28 protein-coding genes are annotated in these 26,210 nt (G+C 65.4%); 23 read left to right on the plus strand and 5 right to left on the minus strand.

Translation table 11 applies throughout. The features are described from left to right. The first annotated feature begins 12 nt into the window (after positions 1–12). A complete protein-coding gene (locus HWX39_RS09310) occupies positions 13–1,005 on the plus strand; it encodes a S49 family peptidase (protein WP_175967215.1) in 993 nt (330 codons plus the stop codon). 57 nt (positions 1,006–1,062) lie between these two features. Here the strand turns inward: HWX39_RS09310 and HWX39_RS09315 are convergent, their stop codons facing one another. Together HWX39_RS09315 and HWX39_RS09320 are read right to left on the minus strand one after the other, a co-directional pair. Continuing rightward, the gene (locus HWX39_RS09315) at positions 1,063–1,785 is read right to left on the minus strand and encodes an SAM-dependent methyltransferase (protein ID WP_175951714.1); all 723 of its coding nucleotides are present in this window, start codon (positions 1,783–1,785) and stop codon (positions 1,063–1,065) included. Further along, positions 1,782–2,414, minus strand: a complete 633-nt coding sequence (locus HWX39_RS09320; protein WP_175967668.1) for a Maf-like protein — start codon at positions 2,412–2,414, stop codon at positions 1,782–1,784. Before HWX39_RS09320 ends, HWX39_RS09315 begins: the two co-directional genes overlap by 4 nt. A gap of 230 nt (positions 2,415–2,644) precedes the next feature. On the opposite strand from HWX39_RS09320, the gene HWX39_RS09325 reads away from it, so the two are divergent. The 22 genes from HWX39_RS09325 (at position 2,645) to nagZ (ending at position 22,451) form a co-directional block, all read left to right on the plus strand. Beyond that, positions 2,645–3,283 (plus strand): DUF177 domain-containing protein, encoded by a 639-nt coding sequence (locus HWX39_RS09325; RefSeq protein ID WP_175967217.1) that lies wholly within the window; start codon positions 2,645–2,647, stop codon positions 3,281–3,283. A gap of 98 nt (positions 3,284–3,381) precedes the next feature. Next, entirely contained in the window at positions 3,382–3,561 is a 180-nt protein-coding gene (gene rpmF / locus HWX39_RS09330; RefSeq protein ID WP_006051932.1) for a 50S ribosomal protein L32, read from the plus strand. Positions 3,562–3,690: 129 nt separating this feature from the next. Further along, positions 3,691–4,797 (plus strand): phosphate acyltransferase PlsX, encoded by a 1,107-nt coding sequence (plsX, locus tag HWX39_RS09335; RefSeq protein WP_175951717.1) that lies wholly within the window; start codon positions 3,691–3,693, stop codon positions 4,795–4,797. Next, positions 4,798–5,787: a beta-ketoacyl-ACP synthase III gene (locus tag HWX39_RS09340; protein WP_175967219.1), complete on the plus strand. Its 990-nt coding sequence runs from the start codon at positions 4,798–4,800 to the stop codon at positions 5,785–5,787. It abuts the gene before it with no gap. A gap of 83 nt (positions 5,788–5,870) precedes the next feature. Further along, entirely contained in the window at positions 5,871–6,803 is a 933-nt protein-coding gene (gene fabD, locus HWX39_RS09345) for an ACP S-malonyltransferase (protein ID WP_175967221.1), read from the plus strand. Between the two features lie 36 nt (positions 6,804–6,839). Then, entirely contained in the window at positions 6,840–7,589 is a 750-nt protein-coding gene (gene fabG, locus HWX39_RS09350) for a 3-oxoacyl-ACP reductase FabG (RefSeq protein ID WP_006476504.1), read from the plus strand. A gap of 144 nt (positions 7,590–7,733) precedes the next feature. Further along, positions 7,734–7,973: an acyl carrier protein gene (gene acpP / locus HWX39_RS09355; protein ID WP_004197638.1), complete on the plus strand. Its 240-nt coding sequence runs from the start codon at positions 7,734–7,736 to the stop codon at positions 7,971–7,973. 167 nt (positions 7,974–8,140) lie between these two features. After that, positions 8,141–9,373: a beta-ketoacyl-ACP synthase II gene (gene fabF / locus HWX39_RS09360; RefSeq protein ID WP_175951719.1), complete on the plus strand. Its 1,233-nt coding sequence runs from the start codon at positions 8,141–8,143 to the stop codon at positions 9,371–9,373. A 12-nt stretch (positions 9,374–9,385) separates the two neighbouring features. Beyond that, the gene (locus HWX39_RS09365; protein ID WP_175967223.1) at positions 9,386–9,850 is read left to right on the plus strand and encodes a hypothetical protein; all 465 of its coding nucleotides are present in this window, start codon (positions 9,386–9,388) and stop codon (positions 9,848–9,850) included. A 91-nt stretch (positions 9,851–9,941) separates the two neighbouring features. After that, on the plus strand, positions 9,942–10,541 hold the full coding sequence (rpoE, locus tag HWX39_RS09370; protein WP_006490873.1) for an RNA polymerase sigma factor RpoE: 600 nt from the start codon (positions 9,942–9,944) through the stop codon (positions 10,539–10,541). Positions 10,542–10,627: 86 nt separating this feature from the next. Further along, entirely contained in the window at positions 10,628–11,245 is a 618-nt protein-coding gene (locus HWX39_RS09375) for a sigma-E factor negative regulatory protein (protein ID WP_027788009.1), read from the plus strand. A 5-nt stretch (positions 11,246–11,250) separates the two neighbouring features. Further along, positions 11,251–12,303 carry a MucB/RseB C-terminal domain-containing protein gene (locus tag HWX39_RS09380; protein ID WP_175967234.1) on the plus strand — a complete coding sequence of 351 codons (1,053 nt, stop codon included), beginning with the start codon at positions 11,251–11,253 and terminating at the stop codon, positions 12,301–12,303. Positions 12,304–12,319: 16 nt separating this feature from the next. Continuing rightward, positions 12,320–13,822 carry a DegQ family serine endoprotease gene (locus HWX39_RS09385; protein ID WP_175967236.1) on the plus strand — a complete coding sequence of 501 codons (1,503 nt, stop codon included), beginning with the start codon at positions 12,320–12,322 and terminating at the stop codon, positions 13,820–13,822. A gap of 7 nt (positions 13,823–13,829) precedes the next feature. Beyond that, positions 13,830–14,072 carry a glutaredoxin family protein gene (locus HWX39_RS09390; protein WP_175967238.1) on the plus strand — a complete coding sequence of 81 codons (243 nt, stop codon included), beginning with the start codon at positions 13,830–13,832 and terminating at the stop codon, positions 14,070–14,072. A 193-nt stretch (positions 14,073–14,265) separates the two neighbouring features. Then, positions 14,266–16,059: a translation elongation factor 4 gene (lepA, locus tag HWX39_RS09395; RefSeq protein ID WP_175967240.1), complete on the plus strand. Its 1,794-nt coding sequence runs from the start codon at positions 14,266–14,268 to the stop codon at positions 16,057–16,059. Positions 16,060–16,075: 16 nt separating this feature from the next. Further along, the gene (lepB, locus tag HWX39_RS09400; protein ID WP_027788005.1) at positions 16,076–16,969 is read left to right on the plus strand and encodes a signal peptidase I; all 894 of its coding nucleotides are present in this window, start codon (positions 16,076–16,078) and stop codon (positions 16,967–16,969) included. Between the two features lie 153 nt (positions 16,970–17,122). Continuing rightward, on the plus strand, positions 17,123–18,349 hold the full coding sequence (rnc, locus tag HWX39_RS09405; protein ID WP_175967242.1) for a ribonuclease III: 1,227 nt from the start codon (positions 17,123–17,125) through the stop codon (positions 18,347–18,349). Between the two features lie 60 nt (positions 18,350–18,409). Continuing rightward, positions 18,410–19,309, plus strand: a complete 900-nt coding sequence (gene era / locus HWX39_RS09410; RefSeq protein WP_069256156.1) for a GTPase Era — start codon at positions 18,410–18,412, stop codon at positions 19,307–19,309. Beyond that, entirely contained in the window at positions 19,296–20,132 is an 837-nt protein-coding gene (recO, locus tag HWX39_RS09415) for a DNA repair protein RecO (RefSeq protein WP_011351416.1), read from the plus strand. The genes era and recO overlap by 14 nt, the downstream gene beginning before the upstream one ends. Beyond that, complete coding sequence (gene pdxJ, locus HWX39_RS09420) at positions 20,129–20,905, plus strand: pyridoxine 5'-phosphate synthase (protein ID WP_175967244.1); 777 nt, start codon at positions 20,129–20,131, stop codon at positions 20,903–20,905. Before recO ends, pdxJ begins: the two co-directional genes overlap by 4 nt. Positions 20,906–20,977: 72 nt before the next feature. Continuing rightward, positions 20,978–21,406 carry a holo-ACP synthase gene (acpS, locus tag HWX39_RS09425; RefSeq protein WP_175967246.1) on the plus strand — a complete coding sequence of 143 codons (429 nt, stop codon included), beginning with the start codon at positions 20,978–20,980 and terminating at the stop codon, positions 21,404–21,406. Between the two features lie 16 nt (positions 21,407–21,422). Continuing rightward, on the plus strand, positions 21,423–22,451 hold the full coding sequence (nagZ, locus tag HWX39_RS09430; protein WP_175967248.1) for a beta-N-acetylhexosaminidase: 1,029 nt from the start codon (positions 21,423–21,425) through the stop codon (positions 22,449–22,451). A 189-nt stretch (positions 22,452–22,640) separates the two neighbouring features. Here nagZ and HWX39_RS09435 read toward each other — a convergent pair whose 3' ends face one another. The 3 genes from HWX39_RS09435 to earP all read right to left on the minus strand — a co-directional run bounded on the left by HWX39_RS09435 (position 22,641) and on the right by earP (position 26,170). Then, positions 22,641–24,026: a sigma-54 dependent transcriptional regulator gene (locus HWX39_RS09435; RefSeq protein ID WP_175967250.1), complete on the minus strand. Its 1,386-nt coding sequence runs from the start codon at positions 24,024–24,026 to the stop codon at positions 22,641–22,643. A 268-nt stretch (positions 24,027–24,294) separates the two neighbouring features. Beyond that, positions 24,295–24,852 (minus strand): elongation factor P, encoded by a 558-nt coding sequence (efp, locus tag HWX39_RS09440; RefSeq protein WP_011351421.1) that lies wholly within the window; start codon positions 24,850–24,852, stop codon positions 24,295–24,297. Between the two features lie 127 nt (positions 24,853–24,979). Next, positions 24,980–26,170 carry an elongation factor P maturation arginine rhamnosyltransferase EarP gene (gene earP / locus HWX39_RS09445; RefSeq protein WP_175967252.1) on the minus strand — a complete coding sequence of 397 codons (1,191 nt, stop codon included), beginning with the start codon at positions 26,168–26,170 and terminating at the stop codon, positions 24,980–24,982. Positions 26,171–26,210 lie beyond the last annotated feature (40 nt).

Raw genomic sequence — 26,210 nt, forward strand, 5'->3', positions numbered from 1 at the left:
CGACGACACTGCATGGCCGACCAACCGAATTCCCCGGATTCTTCCTCCCGTCCCGACAGCCGTGAACCGAACTGGGAGCGTGCGGCGCTCGAGCGGATCGCACTCGCGGCCGTCAAGGAGCAGCGCGCGGCGCGGCGCTGGAAGATCTTCTTCCGTTTCGCGTTCCTCGCCGTGTTCGTGCTGTTCGCGTTCGCGTTGATCGATTTCTCGAGCGATTCGAAGTTCTCGTCGAGCGGGCGGCATACGGCGCTCGTGACGATCGACGGAGAGATCGCGGCCGGTGTCAACGCAAACGCCGAAGACATCAACACGGCGCTCGATGCGGCGTTCGACGACGACGGCACGGCCGGTGTCGTGCTGCGGATCAACAGCCCGGGCGGCAGCCCGGTGCAGGCCGGGATGGTCTACGACGAGATCCGCCGGCTGCGCGCGAAGTATCCGGACAAACCGCTGTACGTCGTCGTGACCGACATGTGCGCATCGGGCGGCTATTACATCGCGTCGGCGGCCGACAAGATCTTCGTCGACAAGGCGAGCATCGTCGGGTCGATCGGCGTGCTGATGGACGGGTTTGGCTTTACTGGGCTGATGGGCAAGCTCGGCGTCGAGCGGCGTTTGCATACGTCGGGCGAAAACAAGGGCTTCTACGACCCGTTCTCGCCGGAAACGCCGAAGATGGACGTGCATGCGCAGGCATTGCTCGACCAGGTGCACGCGCAGTTCATCAAGGCCGTGAAGGATGGCCGCGGCAAGCGGCTGCACGAGACGCCCGACATGTTCTCGGGCCTGTTCTGGACCGGCGAGAAGAGTGTCGAACTCGGGCTGGCAGACGGCTACGGCACGACCGACACGGTCGCGCGCGACGTGCTGAAGGCGCCTGATCTCGTCGACTATACGGTGAAGGAAAGTCTGACGAACCGCGTCGCGCGCAAGTTTGGCGCGGCTGTCGGCGGCGCCGCGATGAAGGCGCTGACGGCCGGCGGCGCATCGGTCAGCTTGCGCTGACCAGAAGCGGGCGGGCCGCGATGGCCCGCCGTTCACCCGGCGGATCGCCTGCTGCGTTCAGTTCGCCAACAGCAGGAAGATCGCAGGGCGCTTGTGCAGATTCGGCGCAGGCGCCTTTTTCCAGTCCGCTACGGTACGGCTCGCGATCGTCTCGGTCGCGAGGGTCAGGTCGGCCGCGACGCAGATCTGCGTCGACGGTGCGCAGGTCGCGACCAGCGTGTCGAGCATCGCGTGATTCCGGTATGGCGTTTCGATGAAGATCTGCGTCTGGCGCGCCTTGCGTGACAGTTGCTCGAGTTCGCGCAGGCGTTTGGCGCGCGCGGCCGCGTCGACCGGCAGGTAGCCGTTGAACGCGAAGCTCTGGCCGTTCAGGCCCGATGCCATCAGTGCGAGCAGGATCGAACTCGGCCCGACGAGCGGCACGACCTTCACGCCGCGCTCGTGCGCGCGGCGCACCAACAATGCACCGGGGTCGGCGACCGCCGGGCAGCCGGCTTCGGACACGAGGCCGGCGTCTGCGCCGGCGAGCACGGGCGCGAGGAGCCGGTCGATTTCGCCGGCCGGCGTGTTGACGTTCAACTCGCGGATCTCGATTTCCTGGATCGGGCGCGTCGTGCCGATCTTCTTCAGAAACGCGCGCGTCGTCTTCGCGTTCTCGCCGATGTAATAGCCGAGCGTGCCGGCGCGCGCCTGTACGGCCGCGGGCAGGACGGCCGCGAGCATCGATTCGTCGCCCTCGCCGAGCGTGTTCGGGACGAGGTAAAGCGTGCCGGCGGTCATGCGCGGTCTCCACGGGTGATTGCAAACAACGGATATTCGGCGGCGCGCAGCATGCGCGTGAGCGCGATCAGCGGCAGGCCGACGAGCGCGGTCGGGTCGTTCGAGTCGATCGCGTCGAGCAGGGCGATGCCGAGCCCTTCGGACTTTGCGCTGCCGGCGACGTCGTACGGCGTTTCCGCGCGCAGGTACGCGTCGAGTTCGGCTTCGGGCAGCGAGCGAAAGCGCACGCGCGTGACGATGTCCTCGACCTGTGCCTCGCCCGTCCGGCTGTCGTACAGGCAAAGCGCGCTGTGGAATTCGACTTCGCGGCCCTGCATCGACATGAGTTGCGCAAGCGCGCGCTCATGGGTGCCGGGCTTGCCGATCTGGAGGCCGTCGAAGGTCGCGACCTGGTCCGACCCGATCACGAGCACGCCGTCCGGCGCGTCGATCGTCGCGGCGACGGCGCGTGCTTTTGCCCCGGCAAGCCGCAGGGCGGTCGCGGCCGGCGTTTCGCCGTCGTGCGGGGTTTCGTCGAGGTCGGGCGACACGACGTCGAAGGGGATGCCGAGGCGCTCAAGGAGTGCGCGGCGGTAGCGTGAACTGGAGGCAAGAATCAGCCGCGGCGGGCGGCAAACGGTATCCGGCATGGTCGGTTGGATCGGTGAGTCGTCGGGTGTTGCGCAGCGTTGTGCGGACGCAAGCTTAAGTGATTGACTGCAAAAGGTAAAACAGGTATGCTTTCCCGCTTTTCGTCGGCAGGCTTCCGTTGTGGTGGCGCCTGCCGGTTCTTCGGAAGTAAAGTACGTCATCCGCGGATGAGTCGTACGCGAGCGGTGCCAAGCCGGATCCGCAAGTCAGCCTGTAGGCAGGAGCGCACATGAACACTTCTTCTTCTGGCAAACCTGCCGCGGCGCTTGATCCGCATGCAATCGACCTGTTCGAGTTCGCCCGCAGCGGGCGGCAGGCTGCCGGTGCGGTGCGCCTCTCGCAACTGCCGCGCATGTTAAACGAAGTGCCTGCGGACGCGCCAGATCGCGACACGGTCTTCACATGGCAGGCGGAGGGGTTCATCCAGAAGGAGTTGCAGGACGACGGCGCCGACGGGCAGCAGCCGTATCTGCGCCTTGCGGTGCACGGCCATGCGTGGCTCACGTGCCAGCGCTGCATGACTCCGTACGACCAGACGTTCGACGTCGACATGACGTACCGGGTGGTCGCGACCGAAGAAGAGGCTGAAGAATTTCCGCTCGACGACGATGAAGCCGATGTGATCGTGGGCTCACGCCAGTTCGATCTCGTCGACTTGATCGAAGAGGAGTTGCTGCTTTCGTTGCCGCTCGTGCCCAAGCACGAGGTTTGCCCGGCAGTTCACGAAAGCCTCGTGTCGGGTGCGAGTGGTCCCGTGGAAGAGGCGGACGAAGAGTCCGGCGAAACCGGGGACGAAGGCAAACGGCCGAATCCGTTCGCAGCGCTGGAAGCGCTGAAGAAGGACGGTGACGGCACCAAGAAACACTAAGCAGTTGTGGCGCGGGAAGGCGTAAAGGCTTTGGGCCAGGGTAGTTAAGCGCCGGATCGGGCTGTGTTAGAATCCGGAAAATTATTTAGGAGTTAGTCATGGCAGTCCAGCAAAACAAGAAGTCGCCGTCGAAGCGCGGCATGCATCGTTCGCACGATTTCCTGACGGCAGCGCCGCTGGCAGTCGAGCCGAGCACGGGTGAAGTGCACCTGCGTCACCACGTCAGCCCGAACGGCTACTACCGCGGCAAGAAAGTCGTCAAGACGAAGAACGACTAAGCGTCAAGTCACGCGTTGCGCGCTACGCTTGCCGTTCGCGTGACAACTGGTTCGCTTGACACTTTCCTGGCTCAACAAAAAGGCGGCATTCAACTGCCGCTTTTTTGTGCCTGAAATTCGTCGCATTCCATGACCGTAAAGCTCACAATCGATTGCATGGGAGGCGACCACGGCCCGTCCGTGACCGTTCCCGCGGCAGTCAAGTTCGTCCGCGCGCATCCCGATGCGCACCTGATGCTCGTCGGCATCGAAAGCGCGATCCGCGCTCAGCTGAAAAAGCTGAAAGCCCTCGACGATCCCGCGCTGACCATCGTTCCCGCCACCGAAGTCGTGGCGATGGACGATCCTGTCGAAGTGGCGCTGCGCAAGAAGAAGGATTCTTCGATGCGCGTCGCACTCAATCACGTCAAGGAAGGCGCCGCGCAGGCCTGCATCTCCGCCGGTAATACCGGCGCGCTGATGGCCGTTTCCCGTTACGTACTCAAGACGCTGCCCGGCATCGAGCGGCCCGCGATCGCGTTCGCTCTGCCGAACCCGACCGGCTACACGATGATGCTGGACCTCGGCGCGAACGTCGACTGCGAACCGCAGCACCTGCTGCAGTTCGCGGAAATGGGGCACGCGCTCGTGGCCGCGCTCGAAGGCAAGGAGCGTCCGACGATCGGCCTGCTGAACATCGGTGAAGAGGTGATCAAGGGCAACGAGACGATCAAGCGCGCGGGAGAACTGCTGCGCGCCAGCACGCTCAATTTCCGCGGCAACGTCGAAGGCAACGACATCTACAAGGGCACGGTCGACGTGATCGTGTGCGACGGCTTCGTCGGCAACGTCGCGCTGAAGACGTCCGAGGGGCTCGCGCAGATGCTGTCGGACATCATCCGCGAGGAATTCGGCCGTTCGCTGATGTCGAAGCTGATGGCGCTGCTCGCGCTGCCTGTCCTGATGCGCTTCAAGAAGCGCGTCGACCACCGCCAGTACAACGGCGCGGCGCTGCTGGGGCTGAAAAGCCTCGTGATCAAGAGCCACGGTTCGGCCGATGCCTACGCGTTTGAGTGGGCGATCAAACGCGGGTATGATGCCGTCAAAAACGGCGTGCTGGAGCGCCTCGCGCGCGCGATGGCGGATAATTCAGTATCGCTCGGCGAAGGCGAACACGACACGGGCGGCGCGGGCCATGCAAGCCCCGCCGCAGGCCATCACGCCGAACCTTCCGCTGCGCAATCCTCTAAAGCATAAATGGCCCAATCGACTCTCTATTCCCGCGTGCTCGGCACGGGCAGCTACCTGCCGCCTGACCGCGTCACGAACCAGCAGTTGGCCGATCGCCTTGCGAAGGAAGGCATCGAGACGAGCGATGAATGGATCGTTGCGCGCACGGGTATCCATGCGCGCCATTTCGCCGCACCGGACGTCACGACCAGCGACCTCGCGCTCGAGGCGTCGCGTCGCGCGATCGAAGCCGCCGGCATCGATCCGCAGTCGATCGACCTGATCATCGTCGCGACTTCGACCCCCGATTTCGTGTTCCCGAGCACCGCGTGTCTGCTGCAGAACAAGCTCGGCATCAAGAACGGCGGCGCGGCATTCGACGTGCAGGCCGTGTGTTCGGGTTTCGCGTATGCGATGGCGACGGCTGACAGCTTCATCCGCAGCGGCCAGCACCGCACGGCGCTCGTCGTCGGTGCGGAGACGTTCTCGCGCATTCTCGACTTCAAGGACCGCACGACCTGCGTGCTGTTCGGCGATGGCGCGGGCGCGGTGATCCTGTCCGCGTCGGAAGAGCCGGGCGTGCTCGGCAGCGCGCTGCACGCGGACGGCAGCTATTCGCACATCCTCTGCACGCCGGGCAACGTCAACCGCGGCGTGATCGAAGGCAGCGCGTTCCTGTACATGGACGGGCAGGCCGTGTTCAAGCTCGCGGTCAACGTGCTCGAGAAGGTCGCGATCGAGGCGCTCGCGAAGGCGAATCTCGCGCCCGAGCAGATCGACTGGCTGATTCCGCACCAGGCCAACATCCGCATCATGACCAGCACCTGCCGCAAGCTCGGCCTGCCGCAGGAGCGCATGGTCGTGACGGTCGACCAGCACGGCAACACGTCGGCCGCGTCGATCCCGCTGGCGCTCGACACCGCGGTGCGTGACGGTCGCATCCAGCGCGGCCAGCACGTGCTGATCGAAGGTGTCGGCGGCGGCTTCACCTGGGGCGCGTCGGTCTTCCGCTACTGATCCGCGGCGCGCGGTTGCTGCGCGCGGATCCCATCGGCGCGCCATTCGTGTGCGCCGTCCGAATCGATTCAATTGGGGACGATATGAAATTTGCATTCGTTTTTCCGGGGCAGGGCTCGCAGGCAGTCGGCATGCTCAACGCATTCGCCGATCTGGCCGTCGTGCGCGAGACACTCCAGGAAGCGTCCGATGCACTCAATCAGGATCTCGGCAAGCTGATCGCCGAAGGCCCGGCCGAAGAACTGAACCTCACCACCAACACGCAGCCCGTGATGCTGACCGCGGCCTATGCGTGCTATCGCGCGTGGCAGCAGGCAGGCGGCCCGGCGCCGACGATCGTCGCCGGCCACAGCCTCGGTGAATACACGGCGCTCGTCGCTGCGGGCGCGCTCGCGTTCAAGGACGCCGTGCCGCTCGTGCGTTTCCGCGCGCAAGCGATGCAGACGGCCGTGCCGGTCGGCCAGGGCGGCATGGCCGCGATTCTGGGTCTCGATGACGACACGGTGCGCGCGGTCTGCGCCGAAGCCGCGGAAGCGGGCGTCGTCGAAGCGGTGAACTTCAATGCACCCGCACAGGTCGTTATCGCAGGCAACAAGGCCGCAGTCGAAAAGGCCTGCGAGATCGCGAAGGCGAAGGGCGCGAAGCGCGCACTGCCGTTGCCAGTGTCGGCGCCGTTCCATTCGTCGCTGCTCAAGCCGGCGTCGGACCAGCTGCGCGACTATCTCGCGAACGTCGACGTCAAGGCGCCGCAGATTCCGGTCGTCAACAACATCGACGTCGCCGTGGTCAGCGATCCGGCTGCGATCAAGGATGCGCTGGTGCGCCAGGCCGCGGGCCCGGTGCGCTGGGTCGAGTGCGTGCGGCACATCGCCGGCACGGGCGTCACGCATGTGATCGAGTGCGGTCCGGGCAAGGTGCTCGCGGGCCTGACGAAGCGCATCGACGGCAACCTGACGGGCGCGTCGGTATTCGATCCGGCTTCGCTCGACGAAGCGCTCAAGCTGGTGACCGCCTGACGCGGCGCCATTTCTCAAGAGACGGATATTCGATTCATGGACAAGACTCTCGATAAACAGGTTGCGATCGTCACCGGCGCGTCGCGCGGCATCGGCCGTTCGATCGCGCTCGAACTCGCGCGCCTGGGCGCGACGGTGATCGGCACGGCGACGAGCGAGTCGGGCGCCGCTGCGATTACGGCCGCGTTCGCGGAAGCGGGCGTCACGGGCCGCGGTGCGGTGCTGAACGTCAACGACGCGGCAGCCGCCGAGGCGCTGATCGACGCGACCGTGAAGGAATTCGGCGCGCTGAACGTGCTCGTCAACAACGCGGGCATCACGCAGGACCAGCTCGCGATGCGGATGAAGGACGAGGACTGGGATGCGGTGATCGACACCAACCTGAAGTCGGTGTTCCGCCTGTCGCGCGCGGTGCTGCGCCCGATGATGAAGGCACGTGGCGGCCGCATCATCAACATCACGTCGGTGGTCGGCTCGGCCGGCAACCCGGGTCAGGTCAACTACGCGGCTGCGAAGGCCGGCGTGGCGGGCATGACGCGTGCGCTCGCGCGTGAAATCGGCAGCCGCGGCATCACCGTGAACTGCGTGGCGCCGGGCTTCATCGACACCGACATGACGAAGACGCTGCCGGAAGAACAGCAGGCCGCGCTCAAGACCCAGATTCCGCTCGGCCGCCTCGGCAGCCCGGAAGACATCGCCCATGCCGTCGCGTTCCTCGCATCGCCGCAAGCCGGTTACATCACCGGTACGACGCTGCACGTGAACGGCGGCATGTACATGTCGTAACGATTTTCGTTTACCATCCGCGCCGTATCCCGTTTTTCAAGCGGATCGGCGCTTGATCGACCATCAAGCCAACGCGCGTTTTCGCGTCAGCAAACCTGATAAAATGCGCGCACTTGTAAATCTGAACTTTCCCTCGGAGGGGTAATGGACAACATCGAACAACGTGTCAAGAAGATCGTCGCTGAACAACTGGGCGTCGCGGAAGCCGAGATCAAGAACGAAGCTTCGTTCGTGAACGATCTGGGTGCCGACTCGCTCGACACGGTCGAACTGGTGATGGCTCTGGAAGACGAGTTCGGCATGGAAATCCCGGACGAAGAAGCAGAGAAGATCACGACCGTTCAGCAAGCGATCGACTACGCTCGCGCAAACGTCAAGGCGTAACGAGCGCCTTTCGCGCTTGTCCGCCACGTCGCCGCGATCTTCGCGATTGACGCGCCATCCTGCCGGCTTCGCGCCGGACGGACTAACAGCCACAGGGCTCGCAGGGCTGGTTCCTGTGGCCACTGTGGCTTTTGTTTTTGTCATCCAATAATGGAAAAGAGGTTACCGTGAGCCGCCGTCGTGTTGTTGTTACAGGCCTGGGGCTGATTTCGCCTGTTGGCAATAATGTTGCCGACGGCTGGGCCAATCTCGTCGCCGGCAAGTCCGGTATTGCCACCGTCACGAAGTTCGATCCGTCGAACCTTGCCGTCCACTTCGCTGGCGAAGTGAAGGGGTTCGTCGCCGAGGAGTACATCCCGGCGAAGGAAGCCCGGAACATGGATACGTTCATCCATTACGGCATCGCCGCCGGCATCCAGGCCGTCAAGGACAGCGGGCTGGAAGTGACCGAAGCCAACGCGGAACGCATCGGCGTGCTGGTCGGTTCCGGCATCGGCGGCCTGCCGATGATCGAAGATACGCACCAGACCTACGTCGATCGCGGCGCGCGCCGGATTTCGCCGTTCTTCGTGCCGGGTTCGATCATCAACATGATCTCGGGCCACCTGAGCATCATGTTCGGCCTGAAGGGACCGAACCTCGCGGCCGTGACGGCCTGCACGACCGGCCTGCACAGCATCGGCCTCGCAGCGCGCCTGATCCAGGCCGGCGACGCCGACGTGATGGTCGCGGGTGGCGCCGAATCGACGGTGTCGCCGCTCGGCATCGGCGGTTTCGCGGCAGCGCGTGCGCTGTCGACCCGCAACGACGATCCGGCCAGCGCATCCCGTCCGTGGGACAAGGACCGCGACGGCTTCGTGCTGGGCGAGGGTGCCGGCGTGATGGTGCTCGAGGAGTACGAAGCGGCGAAGGCACGCGGTGCGAAGATCTACGCGGAAGTCTCGGGCTTCGGCATGACGGGTGACGCGTACCACATGACCGCGCCGAACATGGACGGCCCGCGCCGCTGCATGGTCGCGGCGCTGCGCGACGCCGGCGTGAACGCGGACGAGGTCCAGTACCTGAACGCGCACGGCACGTCGACGCCGCTGGGCGACAAGAACGAGTCCGACGCGGTGAAGGCGGCCTTCGGCGAGCATGCGTACAAGATCGTCGTGAACTCGACGAAGTCGATGACGGGCCACTTGCTGGGCGGCGCGGGCGGCCTCGAGTCGGTGTTCACGGTGCTGGCGCTGCACAACAACGTGTCGCCGCCGACCATCAACATCTTCAACCAGGACCCGGAGTGCGATCTCGATTACTGCGCGAACACCGCGCGTGACATGAAGATCGACGTCGCCGTGAAGAACAACTTCGGCTTCGGCGGTACCAACGGTACGCTGGTGTTCAAGCGCGTCTGACGCCGCAATCGCTTGACGAGTCCATTCGATGTTCCGGCCGGGCGTCCGCAGCGCTTTGCGTTGCGGGCCTCGTCCGTGTCGTATCTCGTGCTGGCCGTGTTTGTCGCGTCAGCTACCGCGTCGGCCTACCTGTTCTGGGCGCCGCGCGCGGGCGCTGCCGCCGGTGCAGGCGTGTCGGCCGTGACGGCCGCGCTGCTGGCCGTGTGCGCTGCGCGGGCTTGTGCCCGCCGGTTGCCGGCCGAGTTGCAGATCGACGCATTCGGGGAAGTCGCGGCGTTTGGCCGCACCGGGCGCCTGCTGGCCCGCGGCCGCGTGACGGGTCATGCGCACTGGAGCAGCCTGTTGCTGGTGCTGTCGGTCGGGCAGGGTGCCCGGCGGGCCCGGCCGCTGCTGATTCCGGCCGATGCGCTCGACGCCGCATCGTTCAGCGCGCTTTCCGTGCTGGCGAGAACGGCGGGCGCGGCGGGGCGGGCGTGACGGCGGCGCGGTTACCGACCGTAACCAGCGGCCGGCGCGGGAACGCTACAATATCGCTCCGCGTTGCATCCCTAGTTAACGGATTTGTCAGGTGAGTGAAAAAGAAATCGATCAGGCTCTGGTCGAGCGCGTACAGAAGGGCGACAAGGCAGCGTTCGAACTCCTGGTCTCCAAATACCACCGCAAGATCATCCGGCTGATCTCGCGCCTCGTGCGGGATCCCGCCGAGGTCGAGGATGTGGCCCAGGACGCGTTCATCAAGGCGTATCGTGCGCTGCCGCAATTTCGCGGCGAATCGGCGTTCTATACGTGGTTGTACCGAATTGCCGTCAACACGGCGAAGAACTACCTTGCGACGCAAGGCCGCCGGGCGCCGACCTCGACCGAGGCCGATGCGGAGGAAGCGGAAACTTTCTCCGACGCAGACCAACTAAGGGATATCAACACGCCTGAGTCGATGTTGATGAGCAAGCAGATTGCCGAGACGGTCAACGCTGCAATGGCTCTGCTGCCCGAAGAACTGCGTCAGGCAATTACGCTGCGCGAGATCGAGGGCCTGAGCTACGAAGAGATCGCGGAAATGATGGGCTGTCCGATCGGGACGGTCCGGTCGCGGATCTTCCGTGCACGCGAGGCAATCGCTGCCAAATTGCGTCCGCTGCTCGATACGCCCGAAGGCAAGCGCTGGTAAGCGCGACAGGCGGAGCGACGCGGGTCGGGGTCTAGTTACGGATAGAGTCGTGAAGTCACGACGGGGTGTGCAAGATGGGGAGCATCATGGGGTCGGTCAATACGCAGTCGCAAGCGTGCTCGCGCGGCGAGCGCCTTTCCGCGCTGGTCGACGGCGAAATGTTCGATGGCCCGGACAACGGGCAGTTTCTGGCTGAGCTCAACCGCGCGGATCGCGCTGCGTGGGCCCATTACCACCTGATCGGCGATGCGCTGCGCTCGGACGAGCTCGCGTTGTCGCCTGCGCTGAGCGTTGCGTTCACCGCGCGCATGTCGGCTGCGCTCGAAAGCGAGCCGCACTTGCTTGCGCCGGCGGCCGCACCCGTCGCGCGCAAGCTGCTGTCGCTGCGCCGGCGTGTCGTGCCCGCGTTCGCGGTCGCTGCTGCGGCGGCCACGCTGACGTGGATCGTCGTCCCCCAAATGCAGACGGCCGGTGCCCCGGGCGCCGTCCAGGTCGCGTCGGCCGGTGCGCCGCAAGGCGGCAACCTGCAGCGCGTGACGGTTGCGCAGGCATCGGCCCAGCCGGGCCTGCAGGACGTGAACATCATCCGCGACGCCAGCCTCGACCAATACCTCGAAGCGCACCAGCAATTCGCGCAGCAGCCCGTCGTCACGGGTTCGATGCCGCTGATCCGCGCTGCCGTGACCACCACGCCAGGCCAATAAACCCGATGCGGACATTGCAGTTGAATCACGCCATCTCCGGATGGAAGCGGCTGCCGGCCCTCCTGCTTTGCGCAGCCGCCCTGTTGTCCGTTCAATCCCTTCCTGCCAGCGCCCAGCAACCGGACGATCCCGTCGCAACCCGCAAGGGTGCCGCCGACTGGCTCGACCGCGTCCAGCAAGCGGCGCAGCAGCAGAGCTACGAAGGCACGTTCGTATACCAGCGCGGCGGGTATGTCCAGTCGTCGCGCATCGCGCATGTCGCGTCCCGCGACGGCGAGTTCGAGCGCATCGAGACGCTCGACGGCAAGCCGCGCAAGCTGCTGCGCCATAACGACGAGCTGTACACGTTCGTGCCCGAGCGCAAGCTGTGCGTCGTCGAGCGCCGTCAGACGCGCGACTCGTTCCCCGCGCTGCTCGGCGCGAGCGGCGAGCACGTGATGTCCGTCTACGACGCGAAGTCGCTCGGCAAGGATCGCGTGGCGGGGATCGACGCGCAGGTCGTCGAACTCGTGCCGAAGGATGCGTACCGCTTCACGTACAAACTGTGGGCCGACGCGCGCACGGGGCTGCTGCTGCGCTCGCAGACGCTCGATGCGAACGATCACGTGCTCGAGCAGATCGCGTTCTCGCAACTGCAGACGGGCGGCGCCAGCGGCGACAGGGCCGCGATCGCGGCCGGCATGCGCAACCTGAGCGGCTGGACGATCGTACGCCCGCCGGTCGCGACGGTCGACATGGAAGCGCAGGGCTGGCAGCTCGCACCGAGCGTGGCCGGTTTCCAGAAGATTCGTGAAGTGCGCCGGCCGATGGCTGCGCGTGACGCGGGTGAGCCGCCGATCCCGGTCGATCAGGCCGTCTTCACCGACGGTCTCGCGACGATCTCGGTTTTCATCGAGCCGGCCGAAAAGAATATGCGCAAGGAAGGCGCAGGCAGCACCGGTGCAACGAACGTTCTCGTGAAGCGCCGCGGCGACTACTGGATCACCGTGCTCGGCGAAGTGCCGCCGGCTACGTTGCAGCAGTTCGCGTCTGCCATAGAATACAAGGCTTCCAAGTAACGCTACGGCTTCCGACATGATTAAATTCACGCTGCGCAAATGGCTCGCGGCGGCGGCGCTGTCTGCCTGCCTGCCGCTCGTGCCACATACCGCATTCGCGGTGACGGCTCCCGCTGCCAGCCTGCCCGACTTCGCCGATCTGGTCGAAAAGGTCGGGCCGGCTGTCGTGAACATCCGGACCACCGCCAACGTGCCGACGAGCAGCGGCCCGCGCGGGATGCTCCCGCCGGGATTCGACAACGGCGACATGTCGGAATTCTTCCGGCGCTTCTTCGGCATTCCGCTGCCGCAGGCGCCCGGCAACGGTAGCGGCAATGGCGGCGGCAATCCGAAGAACGCGCCGACGCCGGACAATCCGCCCGATACCGAACAGAATCGCGGTGTCGGCTCGGGTTTCATCGTGTCGGCTGACGGTTACGTGATGACCAATGCGCACGTCGTCGACGATGCGGACACCATCTACGTGACGCTGACCGACAAGCGCGAATTCAAGGCGAAGCTGATCGGTGTCGACGATCGTACCGACGTCGCGGTCGTCAAGATCCAGGCGTCGAACCTGCCGGTCGTCGCGATCGGCGATTCGACCAAGGTGCGCGTCGGCGAGTGGGTCGTCGCGATCGGTTCGCCGTTCGGCCTCGACAACACGGTGACCGCCGGCATCGTCAGCTCGAAGAGCCGCAATACGGGCGACTACCTGCCGTTCATCCAGACGGACGTCGCCGTGAACCCGGGCAACTCGGGCGGCCCGCTGATCAACATGCAGGGCGAGGTGATCGGGATCAACTCGCAGATCTACAGCCGTACCGGCGGCTTCATGGGCATCTCGTTCGCGATTCCGATCGACGAGGCGATGCGCGTGGCCGACCAGCTGAAGGCGACGGGCAAGGTCACGCGCGGCCGGATCGCGGTGGCGATCGGCGAGGTGACGAAGGACGTGGCCGACTCGATCGGGTTGCCGAAGGCCGAGGGCGCGCTCGTCAGCAGCGTCGAGCCGGGTGGCCCGGCCGACAAGGCCGGCATCCAGCCGGGCGACATTATCCTGAAGTTCAACGGCCGTTCGGTCGATACTGCGTCGGACCTGCCGCGCATGGTCGGCGACACGAAGCCCGGCACGAAGGCGACCGTCAGCGTATGGCGCAAGGGTCAGGCACGCGATCTGCCGATCACGATCGCGGAGACGCCGGCTGAGACGACGGCAAAGGCCGAGCAGCGCAAGAGCGCGCCGCTGAAGCCGCGCCAGGCCAATTCGCTCGGTCTGACGGTCAGTGACCTGACGGCGGAGCAGATGAAGACGCTGAAGCTGAAGAACGGCGTGCAGGTCGACGGCGTCGACGGCCCGGCCGCCCGGGCGGGCCTGCAGCGCGGTGACATCGTGCTGCGCGTCGGCGACACCGACATCACGAACGCGAAGCAGTTCGCCGACGTGACCGCGCAGCTCGATCCGCAGAAGGCGGTCGCGGTGCTCGTTCGACGCGGTGACAACACGCAGTTCGTGCCCGTGCGGCCGCGCCAGAAGTAACGCGCCGATGTTCACGCTCTACGGTCGCGGCTGGTGCCACCTGTGCGACGACATGCGCGACGCACTGGCGCCGGTGGCGGCCGAATTCGGTGTCGAGGTCGATTACATCGACATCGACACCGATGCGACACTCGTCGCCCGCTACGACGAGGACGTGCCCGTGCTGCTGCTGGACGGGGCGGAGGTATGCCGCCACCGGTTCGACGACGCCCGGGTGCGCGACGTGCTGACGGCTCGGCGCCGAGCCTGACGTGCGGCTGGCGGGCGTCGCTTCGTACGGGACTTGACCCGGCGGGTGCCACGGCGGGACAGCGCGCGGCCCGGCGTTGGAAATACCGCCCGGCTGAAGGCCTTTTCGGCTAAAATAAGCTGTTTTTTCACCGACTTACACAAGGCGTGCTCCGCAGTCGTCGAGCGCGCCTTTTTCGCTTGATCGGCACTGAATGGATCATATTCGCAATTTCTCGATCATCGCGCACATCGACCATGGCAAGTCGACGCTCGCGGATCGCATCATCCAGGTATGCGGCGGCCTCGCCGACCGTGAAATGGAAGCGCAGGTGCTCGATTCGATGGATATCGAGCGCGAGCGCGGCATCACGATCAAGGCGCAGACAGCCGCGCTGTCCTATCGCGCGCGCGACGGCAAGGTCTACAACCTGAACCTGATCGACACGCCGGGGCACGTCGACTTCTCGTACGAAGTCAGTCGCTCGCTGTCCGCGTGCGAAGGCGCGCTGCTGGTCGTCGATGCGAGCCAGGGCGTCGAGGCGCAGACGGTCGCAAACTGCTACACGGCGATCGAGCTCGGCGTCGAGGTCGTTCCCGTGCTGAACAAGATCGACCTGCCGGCCGCGAACCCCGAGAACGCGATCGAGGAGATCGAGGACGTGATCGGCATCGATGCAACCGACGCAACCCGTTGCAGCGCGAAGACGGGCCTCGGCGTCGAGGACGTGCTCGAAGCGCTGATCGCGAAGGTGCCGCCGCCGAAGGGCGACCCAGCCGCGCCGCTGCAGGCGCTCATCATCGATTCGTGGTTCGACAACTACGTCGGCGTCGTGATGCTGGTGCGTATCGTCAACGGCACGCTTCGCCCGAAGGACAAGATCAAGATGATGGCGACCGGCGCGCAGTATCCGGTCGAGCACGTCGGCGTGTTCACGCCGAAGTCGCGCAATCTCGATTCGCTGTCGGCGGGGCAGGTGGGCTTCATCATCGCGGGCATCAAGGAACTGACGGCCGCGAAGGTCGGCGATACCGTCACGCACGTGACCAAGGCCGCTACCGAGCCGCTGCCGGGCTTCAAGGAAGTGAAGCCGCAGGTGTTCGCAGGGCTGTATCCGGTCGAGGCGAACCAGTACGACGCGCTGCGCGAATCGCTCGAGAAGCTGAAGCTGAACGACGCATCGCTGCAGTACGAGCCGGAAGTGTCGCAGGCGCTCGGGTTCGGTTTCCGCTGCGGCTTCCTCGGGCTGCTGCACATGGAAATCGTGCAGGAGCGGCTCGAGCGCGAGTTCGACATGGATCTCATCACGACCGCACCGACGGTTGTCTACGAGGTCGTGCAGAGCGACGGATCGACGATCATGGTCGAGAACCCGGCGAAGATGCCGGAGCCGGGCCGTATCGCCGAAGTCCGCGAACCGATCGTCACCGTGAACCTGTACATGCCGCAGGATTACGTGGGCTCGGTGATCACGCTGTGCGAGCAGAAGCGCGGCTCGCAGATCAACATGCAGTATCACGGCCGCCAGGTGCAGCTCACGTACGAGATCCCGATGGCCGAGATCGTGCTCGACTTCTTCGATCGCCTGAAGTCGGTGTCGCGCGGCTATGCGTCGATGGACTACGAGTTCAAGGAATACCGTTCGTCGGACGTCGTGAAGGTCGACATGCTGATCAACGGCGACAAGGTCGATGCGCTGTCGATCATCGTGCACCGTTCGCAGTCGCAATATCGCGGCCGCGAAGTTGCCGCGAAGATGCGCGAGATCATTCCGCGCCAGATGTACGACGTGGCGATCCAGGCCGCGATCGGCGCGCACATCGTCGCGCGCGAGAACATCAAGGCGCTGCGCAAGAACGTGCTCGCGAAGTGCTACGGCGGCGACATCACGCGAAAGAAGAAGCTGCTCGAGAAGCAGAAGGAAGGCAAGAAGCGAATGAAGCAGGTGGGTTCGGTCGAGATCCCGCAGGAAGCGTTCCTTGCGATCTTGCGCGTCGAAGACAAATAACAGGACTGATCCTTTTATGAATTTTGCGCTGATTCTTTTTGTGCTCGTCATCTTGACGGGCGTAGCGTGGGTGCTGGACAAGCTGGTGTTCCTGCCGCAGCGACGCAAGGCGGCCGACTCGGCGATCGAGGAGTTCGATCGCCAGCAGTCGCGCATCGACAAGCGTTTCGCGGACGAAAACGCGGTGCAGACGCGTTCGAAGCTGCGCGACGAGAAGCTGCGCCAGCCGTGGTGGCTTGAGTACACGGCGAGCTTCTTCCCGGTGATCCTGGCGGTGTTCGTCGTGCGTTCGTTCGTGGTCGAGCCGTTCAAGATTCCGTCGGGCTCGATGGTGCCGACGCTGCTCGTTGGCGATTTCATCCTCGTCAACAAGTTCGAATACGGGCTGCGCCTGCCGGTCACGAACACGAAGATCACGCAGGGCAGCCCGCTGTCGCGCGGCGACGTCGTCGTGTTCCGCTATCCGAAGGACGAGTCGGTCGACTACATCAAGCGCGTGATCGGCCTGCCGGGCGATACCGTCGCGTACCAGGACAAGCAGCTCACGATCAACGGCCAGCCGGTGCCCGAAACGCCGCTGCCCGATTTCTTCGACGACGAGCGCCAGAATTATGCGAAGCAGTTCGAGGAAACGATCGGCAACAAGAAGAACGCAATCCTCAACAACCCGGCCGTGCCGCCGTTCGTGATGGGCGCATACGACTATCCGTTTCGCGACAACTGCACGTACAACAGCCGCGGCGTGATCTGCAAGGTGCCGCCCGGTCATTACTTCATGATGGGCGACAACCGCGACAACAGTGCGGACAGCCGCTACTGGGGTTTCGTGCCGGACCAGAACATCGTCGGTCGCGCGTTCTTCATCTGGATGAACTTCAGCGACCTGAAGCGCATCGGTTCCTTCAACTGATCGCATTCGAATCACTCGCACTACGCGACGCACGGGCCGCGTCGCGTAGTGCCGAACTACTTTAAGAACCGGCGGTAACACCGCCTCGTCACGCCTTTTCGCGTCCGGCCGTGCCGTTTCGGCCCGACCGGCGCCCGCGTTATACTCCTGCACATGCCCCTATCCCAGTTGGAAAGCCGGCTGCGCTACGAATTTCGCAATGCGGAATTGTTGCGCCAGGCTTTGACCCATCGTAGTCACAGTGCCACGCACAACGAACGGCTCGAGTTTCTCGGCGATTCCGTTCTGAATTGCGCGGTGGCTGCCCTTTTGTTCCAGCGTTTCAGCAAGCTGGACGAAGGCGATCTGTCGCGCGTACGCGCCAACCTCGTCAAACAGCAGTCGCTATATGAAATTGCTCAGGCCCTGAATATTTCGGACGGACTGCGGCTTGGCGAGGGTGAGCTGCGCAGCGGCGGGTTCCGCCGCCCGTCGATCCTCGCGGACGCGTTCGAAGCCATCATCGGGGCCGTGTTCCTCGATGGCGGCTTCGAAGCCGCCCAAGGGGTCATCAAGCGCCTCTATATCCCGATTCTCGACCACATCGATCCGCGCACGCTCGGCAAGGACGCGAAGACGCTGCTGCAGGAGTACCTGCAGGGGCACAAGATCGCGCTGCCGACCTACACGGTGGTCGCGACGCATGGTGCGGCGCACAATCAGCAATTCGAAGTCGAATGCACGGTGCCGAAGCTCGACGTGAAGGTGTCGGGCTCCGGTGCGAGCCGGCGTGCGGCCGAGCAGGCCGCCGCGAAGAAGGCGCTCGATGAGGTGATGGCGGCCGCACCGATGTTGGCTGCGAAGCCGAAGCGCTCGAAAAACGCGCGCGGGTCGAAGCATGTCGAACCCGAAATCGTGCCGGGCGTGAAGGGCGTGCAGGAGGCGCTCGACCTGCGCTCGCCGGAGCGGAAGGAACGTGCAGCAGCGCGCGAGGCGAGGGCGGCCGGTGCGGCGCCTGCGGCAAGCGCTGCGACCGGTACCGAGCCGGCTGCGGCGCCGATGGCCGCGATTCGCGCGGCGCATGTCGATGCGGCAGCGGAGAAGGGCGAACGGACGGCAAAGCCGGCGGCCGACAAGGTAGTCGACAAGCCGGCCGAGCGAGCCGACAAGGCCGCGGAGAAGCCCGCCGAAGCCGTGCCCGCTGCGCGCGCAGCCGACAAGCCGGCTGGTCAGGCAGCCGATCCGGCAGCGTCGTCCGCCGACAAGTCTTCCGCCGGTACCGACCCCGCTTCGCGTGCGGCCGCGCGCACGCGTGACGCCGCGGCACCGGATTCCGAGACGCCGCCGGGCGGCGCGAGCCTTGCCGCCGCGCAGGCGCGCGTGGCCGATGCCGACCACTGAATTGCCCATCGATCGCGCCGCGCGCCGCGCGGCCGTTTCCGAACCTGTCTCCCAAACGATATGAACACTCCCGCTCCTACTGGTTTCCGTTGCGGCATGATCGCGATCGTGGGCCGCCCGAACGTCGGCAAGTCGACGTTGATGAACGCACTCGTCGGCCAGAAGATCAGCATCACGTCGCGCAAGGCGCAGACGACCCGCCACCGCATCACCGGCATCAATACGTTCGACGACGCGCAATTCGTGTTCGTCGACACGCCGGGATTCCAGACCCGTCACAGCACCGCGCTGAACCGCTCGCTGAACCGCGCGGTCACGTCGACGCTCACGTCGGTCGACGTGATCCTGTTCGTGATCGAGGCCGGCCGCTTCGGGCCCGACGACCAGAAGGTGCTCGACCTGATCCCGCCCGGCATGCCGACGCTGCTGATCGCGAACAAGATCGACCGCGTGACCGACAAGGCGACGCTGTTTCCGTTCATGCAGCAGATGAGCACGCTGCGCGAATTCACCGAGCTCGTGCCGCTGTCGGCACAGCGCCCGGAAGACATCAAGCGCCTGCTGGACACGATCAAGCCGTACCTGCCGGAAGGCGAGCCGATCTACGGCGAGGACGAACTGACCGACCGCAGCTCGCGTTTCCTCGCAGCCGAAATCCTGCGCGAGAAAGTGTTCCGCTGGACCGGTGACGAACTGCCTTACACGAGCACCGTGCTGATCGACAAGTTCGAAGAGGAAGGGCGCCTGAAGCGTATCTTCGCGACGATCCTCGTCGAGCGCGATTCGCACAAGGCGATGGTGATCGGCAAGAAGGGCGAGAAGCTCAAGCAGATCAGCACCGAGGCGCGGATGGACATGGAGAAGCTGTTCGACGGCCCCGTGTACCTCGAGACCTTCGTGAAGGTGAAGAGCGGCTGGGCCGACAACGAGGCGGGGCTGCGCGCCTATGGGTACGAATGACGCGCTGACGTCGACTGAAGACGCGGTGACGGCCGGCGCGAACGACGCGCCGCTGCCGGCACCGCCTGAACCGCCGCGCAAGGCGCGGCGCGCGACGTCTCGCACGTCCGATTTCCGTGTCGCCGAGCAACCGGCGTACGTGCTGCACAGTTACCCGTATCGGGAAACGAGCCTGATCATCGACGTGCTGACGCGTGATCATGGCCGGCTCGCGCTCGTCGCGAAGGGCGCGAAGCGCCCGCACTCCGCGCTGCGCGGCGTACTGCAGACCTTCCAGCCGCTGCTGCTGTCCTGGTCCGGCAAATCCGAAGTGCGCACGCTGACGGGCGCCGAGTGGGTCGGCGGGATGCTGCCGCTCGGCGGCGACGGTTTGCTGTGCGGTTTCTACGCGAACGAACTGCTCGTGAAATTCTGCGCGCGCGAAGATCCTCAGCCGCCGCTTTTCAATCATTACGTGCTGACCCTCACGCGCCTCGCGCACGGCGAGCCCGCGGTGCAGGTGCTGCGCTCGTTCGAGCGCGTGCTGCTGCGCGAGACCGGCTACGCGATGGCGCTGAACCGCACGGTCGCGCGCCGCGCGGTCGAGCCTGACCGTCGTTACGTGTTCGATCCCGAGCGCGGCGTGCGCAATGCGGACGATGAAGTCCCATCGCACTGGCCGGTCATTTCCGGGCAGACGTTGCTCGATATGGAGCAGGACGATTACCATCGAGCCCAGACGGTTGCGCAAAGCAAGACGCTGATGCGCTTCCTGCTGAACACCTATCTCGGCGGTACGCCGCTTGCCACGCGTCAGATCCTGATCGACCTGCAGAACCTATGAGCTTCTTCCTGACAACGCCCACCGCCATCGACCTCGGCGTGAACATCGACCACGTCGCGACGCTGCGCAATGCGCGCGGCACGACCTATCCCGATCCGGTCCGCGCGGCGCTCGCCGCAGAGGAAGCGGGTGCGGATGCGATCACGCTGCACCTGCGCGAGGATCGCCGCCACATCGTCGATGCGGATGTGCGCAAGCTGCGCCCGCTGCTGAAGACGCGCATGAACCTCGAATGCGCGGTGACGGCCGAGATGCTCGATATCGCATGCGAAGTGCGCCCGCACGACGCGTGCCTCGTCCCCGAGAAGCGCGAGGAACTGACGACCGAAGGCGGTCTCGATGTCGCCGGCCACTTCGAGGCCGTACGTGCGGCATGCAAGCAGCTTGCCGACGCGGGGGTGCGTGTATCGCTGTTCATCGACCCGGACGAGACGCAGATCCGTGCCGCGCACGAAGCGGGCGCGCCGGTGATCGAGCTGCATACGGGCCGTTACGCCGAAGCGCACGACGAAGCCGAACAGCAGCGCGAATACGAGCGCATCGTCGCGGGCGTTCAGGCCGGCGCGCAACTCGGTCTGAAGGTCAATGCCGGTCACGGGCTGCACTACACGAACGTGCAGCAGATCGCCGCGATCGACGGCATCGTCGAACTGAACATCGGCCACGCGATCGTCGCGCACGCGATTTTTGCGGGCTGGGACAACGCGGTGCGCGAAATGAAGGCGATCATGGTCGCCGCACGCGTTGCCGCGCTGCATGGCGGCGCGCGTTGACGATGAAGTGCCGCCGCGCTTCGCGCGTCATGCCTGACCCGGCCCGGCCGGTTGGTACCGGCGCGTACTGACATGGCGATCTACGGCATCGGTACCGATATCGCCCAGGTGAGCCGCATCGCGGCCGTGCTCGAACGCACGGGCGGCCGGTTTGCCGACAAGGTGCTGGGCCCCGACGAGCTGCGCGTGTTCCATGCGCGCCGAGCCCGCTCCGAGGCGCGCGGCATCGCGTTCCTCGCGACGCGCTTTTCCGCGAAGGAAGCGTTCTCGAAGGCGATTGGGCTCGGCATGCACTGGCCGATGACGTGGCGTGCGCTGCAGACCCTCAACCACCCGAGCGGCGAGCCGTACGTGGTTGCGTCGGGCGAGCTGGCCGACTGGCTTGCCGCCCGTGGCATCACGGCGCGCGTGACGGTCAGCGACGAACGCGACTACGCGGTGTCGTTCGTGGTCGCCGAGACGGACGCCGTGTCTGCCCCTGTTTCCCGAACCTCCTCCTGACGGAATTCCCGATTCGATGAAAACGACTCCCGGCCCGGTCATGCTCGACGTCGTCGGCACGGCCCTGTCGCGCGACGATGCGCGGCGTCTCGCGCATCCGAATACCGGCGGCGTGATCCTGTTCGCGCGGCACTTCCAGAGCCGTGCGCAACTGACCGCGCTGACCGATTCGATTCGCGCGGTGCGCGAAGACATCCTGATCGCCGTCGATCACGAAGGCGGGCGCGTGCAGCGGTTCCGCACCGACGGCTTCACGGTGCTGCCCGCGATGCGCCGCCTCGGCGAGCTGTGGGATCGCGACGTGCTGCTCGCGACGAAGGTCGCGACCGCCGTCGGCTACATCCTGGCCGCCGAACTGCGTGCATGCGGAATCGACATGAGCTTCACGCCCGTGCTCGACCTCGACTACGGGCACTCGAAAGTGATCGGCGACCGCGCGTTCCATCGCGATCCGCGCGTCGTCACGCTGCTCGCAAAGAGCCTGAACCACGGGCTGTCGCTCGCCGGGATGGCGAACTGCGGCAAGCACTTTCCGGGGCACGGCTTCGCGGAGGCCGACTCGCACGTCGCGTTGCCGACCGACGACCGTACGCTCGACGCGATTCTCAAGCAGGACGTCGCACCGTACGACTGGCTCGGCTTGTCGCTGTCCGCGGTGATTCCCGCGCACGTGATCTACACGCAGGTCGACAAGCGGCCGGCCGGGTTCTCGCGCGTGTGGCTGCAGGACATCCTGCGCGGGCGGCTCGGCTTCACCGGTGCGATCTTCAGCGACGACCTGTCGATGGAAGCCGCGCGCGAAGGCGGCACGCTCACGCAGGCGGCCGACGCCGCGCTCGCGGCCGGTTGCGACATGGTGCTCGTCTGCAACCAGCCAGATGCGGCTGAGGTCGTGCTGAACGGGCTGAAAGCACGGGCAACGGACGCGTCGGTGCGACGCATCAAGCGGATGCGCGCGCGTGGCAAGGCGCTCAAGTGGGAGAAGCTGATCGCGCAGCCCGAGTATCTGCACGCGCAGGCGCTGTTGAGCAGCGCACTGGCCTGAGCGGGGAGGAGGCGGTTCGGTCTGCGCCGTTCCGGTCACGGAAACAACGAGCCGCGCAATCGCGCGGCTTTTTTATGGATTGCTGCCGGTACGAACCGAGCAGCCTCAGGAATCAAGCAGGTTGACGAAGCGAGTTTAGGCGCAACTAACGGTCGACACCTGCCAGTGCCTTCGAGCATCGCCGCCTGCTCAGTTCACCTTCATCCGCTGCAGCTTGTTGTACAGCGTCTTCGGGCTGATGCCGAGCAGCGTTGCCGCTCGGTGGCGCGTGCCGCCGACTGCGTCGAGCGTCGCGCGGATCAGCAGATCCTCGACGTCGGACAGCGGCGTGCCGACCTTGATCTGCACGCTGCTGCCGTTCAGTGCGGCGCCGGCCGAGAAGCTCGGTTCGCCCGCGCGCAGCGTCTCGATGAAATCGCCCGACGCGTCGTACGCAAAGCGCACGCGCTCCTGCAGTTCGCGCACGTTGCCCGGCCATTCGTAGGACAGGCACTCGCGCACGAAGCCAGGCGCCGCGCGCTTGTCGGTCGTGCTGCGGCCGGTGGCACGCGCTTCGCGGTTCAGTTCGTCGATCAGCGCATCCGCGATCGCGAGTGCGTCGCCGTCGCGCTCGCGCAGCGGCGGCATCGTGATCGACGCCGCATCGAGGCGCAACCAGAGATCCTCGCGCAGCGTGCCGTTCGCGACCGCTTCGCGCGCCGGGCGCCGCGTGGTCGCGATCAGCCGGAAATCGCTCGTGATCGAGCTCGTGCCGCCGATCCGCATGAAGTTCTGCGAATCAAGCGCATGCAGCAGCGCTTCCTGTAGCACGAGCGGCAGCGAGGTGATGTCGTCGAGGAACAGCGTGCCGCCGCCGGCCTGCTCGAACAGGCCCGATTCACGGCGCTCGGCACCGTCGAACGCGCCGCGCTCATGGCCGAACAGTACGCTGTCGAGCGATGCGCCATGCCGGCCGGCCTGTGCGATCGTACGGCAGTCGAACGACACGAACGGCCCCTTGCGGCGCCGGCTCAGGTCGTGCAGCGTGCGCGCGGCCAGCTTCTTGCCGGTACCGGCTTCGCCCGCGAACAGGACGGCCGTTTCGGTGCGCGCGTTGTGCTCGATCATGTCGTACACGTGCTGCATCGCGTCGCTGCGGCCGACCAGCGCGCCGAAGCGGCCGAGATGGCGCAGCGAGGCGCGCAACGACTGCACTTCGTCGATCAGTTCGTACGGGCGCGGAATCCGCGCGAGCAGGCTGCGCAGGCGCGGAATGTTGATCGGCTTCAGCAGGTAGTCCCAGATACCGTGACGCAGGCCCTCGATGGCACTTTCGACCGTCGCGTTGCCGGTCAGCACGATGACGGGCAGCGAGCCGTTCGGCTGTTGCTGCGGCAGGTGCTGGAGCAGGTCGAACCCGCTGCCGTCCGGAAGGTTCAGGTCGACGAGAACGACATCGGGAATCGAGCGGCCGAGCGCCGTGCGCGCTTCGGCGAGCGACGTGGCCGTGTCGACCGAGAAGCCGTCCGCGGCGAGCAGCGCGGTGAGGCCGGACAGACTGTTGGGATCGTCTTCGACAATCAGGGCGTGTGGCATGGTGGACGCGAGTCGAGTCAAGAGAGGCGGGCTGTCGGCCAACGGGGCCGCAGCCGCATGTCAGATTAAAAACTGATTTTATGCCCCGCTGAACGCGTAACGAGCATTATTTCTCCGGCGCTATAAAACAGTTACCGATGATACAAATTGAATATCTTTACCGGTGGATTTTGTGCTTTACATGAGCCTGACTTCCGCCCGGTTGTTGGCGCCGGACAAACAAAAAGCGCCCCGAAGGGCGCTTTGTTCGATGCGGTATCGCTCGCGATTACGCGCGGCTGCGGTATTCGTTCGTACGCGTATCGATTTCGATCTTGTCGCCGGTGTTGCAGAACAGCGGCACTTGCAGTTCGAAGCCCGTTGCGAGCTTGGCGTTCTTCAGCACCTTGCCCGACGACGTGTCGCCCTTGACTGCCGGCTCCGTGTAGGTGATCTCGCGAACGAGGACCGTCGGCAGTTCGACCGAGATTGCCTTCTCGTTGTAGAACACGACTTCGCAAGCCATGCCGTCTTCGAGGTAGTTCAGCGCTTCGCCCATCATTTCCGCTTCGACTTCGAACTGGTTGTAGTCGGCGTCCATGAACACGTACATCGGATCGGCGAAGTACGAGTACGTCACTTCCTTGCGGTCGAGCACGACGACGTCGAACTTGTCATCAGCCTTGTAGACCGCTTCCTGGCCTGCGTTCGTCAGCAGGTTCTTCATCTTCATCTTGACGACGGCGGAGTTACGGCCCGACTTGTTGTATTCGGCCTTGGCGATGACCCATGCGTCGCTGCCGATCTGCACGACGTTGCCTACGCGGAGTTCCTGTGCGGTTTTCATAAAAAACTGTCCTGATCAAATCAAATAAATAGGTGCCTGAGCGTTGCGCAACGGGTGAGGCGCCAAGCTTACTTTTCCGGTGGACGCCAAAAGCGAGCGCTTGCCTGGTCAGCCGTCGGATAACCGCTTATTTTAACTGAGATTTTGCGTATTCCGCCAGCTTTCCGGCGAGATCGCCGACGGCCGCGAGCGCATCGGCCCAGCGGGCCGCGTTGGCGTCCAGGGCGGCGCGGTGCTGCCAGAAATCGGCCCAGTCGGGCGTGCCGACGCCGTTCCATGCGTGCCAGAATCGCTCGAGCGCCGCGCGCGGCGCGTCGGCGAGGCCGGCTGACAGGTGCGCGAGCGCGGCGTCGAGCTTCGGCAGGTGCACGTCGTCGGCCTGCGGGTAGATGTGCCACACGAACGGCTTGCGTGCCCACTGCGCGCGGACGAACGAATCCTCGCCGCGCACGAAATTGATGTCGGCCACCCACAGCAACGGATCGTAGTCGGCCTGGGGGACGAACGCGAGCCCGTGAGCCGCCAGGTTACCGCTGCGCGCATGCGTGCCCGCGCCGAATGACTCGACCCCGAAAAAACGGGCGACGGCCGGCGACACGCGGCCGGCCGGCACGAGTGCGACGACCGGCGACGGGCCGTCGCGCCACTGCGCGAGCAGCGCATCGACGGCCGGATTCTCGTACGCGAACAGGCTGACGACCGTCGTGCCGGCGGCCGGCGGCGCGCCGCCGGTCGCGCGCTGCCACCAGGCGTCGCGTGCCGCCGTGTCGGTTTCGAAGGCCGTGCGGCGCGCATCGAGGTCGTGCTCCTTCAGGACGCCGCCGGTGCCTGCCGACAGGCCGGGGAAGAAAAACGTCTTCAGCAGCGGATAGCGCGGATGCGGCGATGGCCGCAGATGGAAATCGGCGACCCAGTCCTCGGCGCTCAGGTATTCGAGGTTGATCCACACGGGGCGACGCGCCCGGCGCGCCATCGCCGCGAGATACGCGCCGGGCAGCTCGCACGCGAATGCTTCGATCACGACGTCGGCGATCTCCAGCGCGTCGCCGGCTTCCGCATGCCAGTGCTCGATCACGATCGCATCGACCGTCTGCCGCCCCGCGTCGGGATCGACCCCGGGCAGCAGGCGCGCGAAGGTGCGCAGGTCGTCGACGAACAGGCGAACCTGCCAGCCGTGCTCGTGCGCGAGCTGGCGCGCGACGCGCCAGCAGACGCCGATGTCGCCGAAATTGTCGATTACCGTACAGAAGAGGTCGCAGGCGATCGGTTCGCCCGGCGCGAGCGGCGCGGCGGGCAGGGGGGCGGTGGTGCGGGGCATCGAAGCGGGCCGGTGAATGCTCTAAACTGGCGATTCTAAT

Source organism: Burkholderia sp. BCC0322 (assembly GCF_902833045.1).
Classification (GTDB): Bacteria; Pseudomonadota; Gammaproteobacteria; order Burkholderiales; family Burkholderiaceae; genus Burkholderia.

Coding starts and splice junctions, on each gene's coding strand:
- HWX39_RS09435 (WP_175967250.1), bottom strand. CDS start 24,026: ATGCCACACGCCCTGATTGTCGAAGACGATCCCAACAGTCTGTCCGGC.
- era (WP_069256156.1), top strand. CDS start 18,410: ATGAACACTCCCGCTCCTACTGGTTTCCGTTGCGGCATGATCGCGATC.
- HWX39_RS09310 (WP_175967215.1), top strand. CDS start 13: ATGGCCGACCAACCGAATTCCCCGGATTCTTCCTCCCGTCCCGACAGC.
- HWX39_RS09320 (WP_175967668.1), bottom strand. CDS start 2,414: ATGCCGGATACCGTTTGCCGCCCGCCGCGGCTGATTCTTGCCTCCAGT.
- earP (WP_175967252.1), bottom strand. CDS start 26,170: ATGCCCCGCACCACCGCCCCCCTGCCCGCCGCGCCGCTCGCGCCGGGC.
- nagZ (WP_175967248.1), top strand. CDS start 21,423: ATGAAAACGACTCCCGGCCCGGTCATGCTCGACGTCGTCGGCACGGCC.
- HWX39_RS09375 (WP_027788009.1), top strand. CDS start 10,628: ATGGGGTCGGTCAATACGCAGTCGCAAGCGTGCTCGCGCGGCGAGCGC.
- HWX39_RS09390 (WP_175967238.1), top strand. CDS start 13,830: ATGTTCACGCTCTACGGTCGCGGCTGGTGCCACCTGTGCGACGACATG.
- efp (WP_011351421.1), bottom strand. CDS start 24,852: ATGAAAACCGCACAGGAACTCCGCGTAGGCAACGTCGTGCAGATCGGC.
- lepB (WP_027788005.1), top strand. CDS start 16,076: ATGAATTTTGCGCTGATTCTTTTTGTGCTCGTCATCTTGACGGGCGTA.
- rnc (WP_175967242.1), top strand. CDS start 17,123: ATGCCCCTATCCCAGTTGGAAAGCCGGCTGCGCTACGAATTTCGCAAT.
- lepA (WP_175967240.1), top strand. CDS start 14,266: ATGGATCATATTCGCAATTTCTCGATCATCGCGCACATCGACCATGGC.
- HWX39_RS09325 (WP_175967217.1), top strand. CDS start 2,645: ATGAACACTTCTTCTTCTGGCAAACCTGCCGCGGCGCTTGATCCGCAT.
- pdxJ (WP_175967244.1), top strand. CDS start 20,129: ATGAGCTTCTTCCTGACAACGCCCACCGCCATCGACCTCGGCGTGAAC.
- fabD (WP_175967221.1), top strand. CDS start 5,871: ATGAAATTTGCATTCGTTTTTCCGGGGCAGGGCTCGCAGGCAGTCGGC.
- acpS (WP_175967246.1), top strand. CDS start 20,978: ATGGCGATCTACGGCATCGGTACCGATATCGCCCAGGTGAGCCGCATC.
- fabG (WP_006476504.1), top strand. CDS start 6,840: ATGGACAAGACTCTCGATAAACAGGTTGCGATCGTCACCGGCGCGTCG.
- HWX39_RS09315 (WP_175951714.1), bottom strand. CDS start 1,785: ATGACCGCCGGCACGCTTTACCTCGTCCCGAACACGCTCGGCGAGGGC.
- rpmF (WP_006051932.1), top strand. CDS start 3,382: ATGGCAGTCCAGCAAAACAAGAAGTCGCCGTCGAAGCGCGGCATGCAT.
- plsX (WP_175951717.1), top strand. CDS start 3,691: ATGACCGTAAAGCTCACAATCGATTGCATGGGAGGCGACCACGGCCCG.
- HWX39_RS09380 (WP_175967234.1), top strand. CDS start 11,251: ATGCGGACATTGCAGTTGAATCACGCCATCTCCGGATGGAAGCGGCTG.
- recO (WP_011351416.1), top strand. CDS start 19,296: ATGGGTACGAATGACGCGCTGACGTCGACTGAAGACGCGGTGACGGCC.
- HWX39_RS09385 (WP_175967236.1), top strand. CDS start 12,320: ATGATTAAATTCACGCTGCGCAAATGGCTCGCGGCGGCGGCGCTGTCT.
- acpP (WP_004197638.1), top strand. CDS start 7,734: ATGGACAACATCGAACAACGTGTCAAGAAGATCGTCGCTGAACAACTG.
- HWX39_RS09340 (WP_175967219.1), top strand. CDS start 4,798: ATGGCCCAATCGACTCTCTATTCCCGCGTGCTCGGCACGGGCAGCTAC.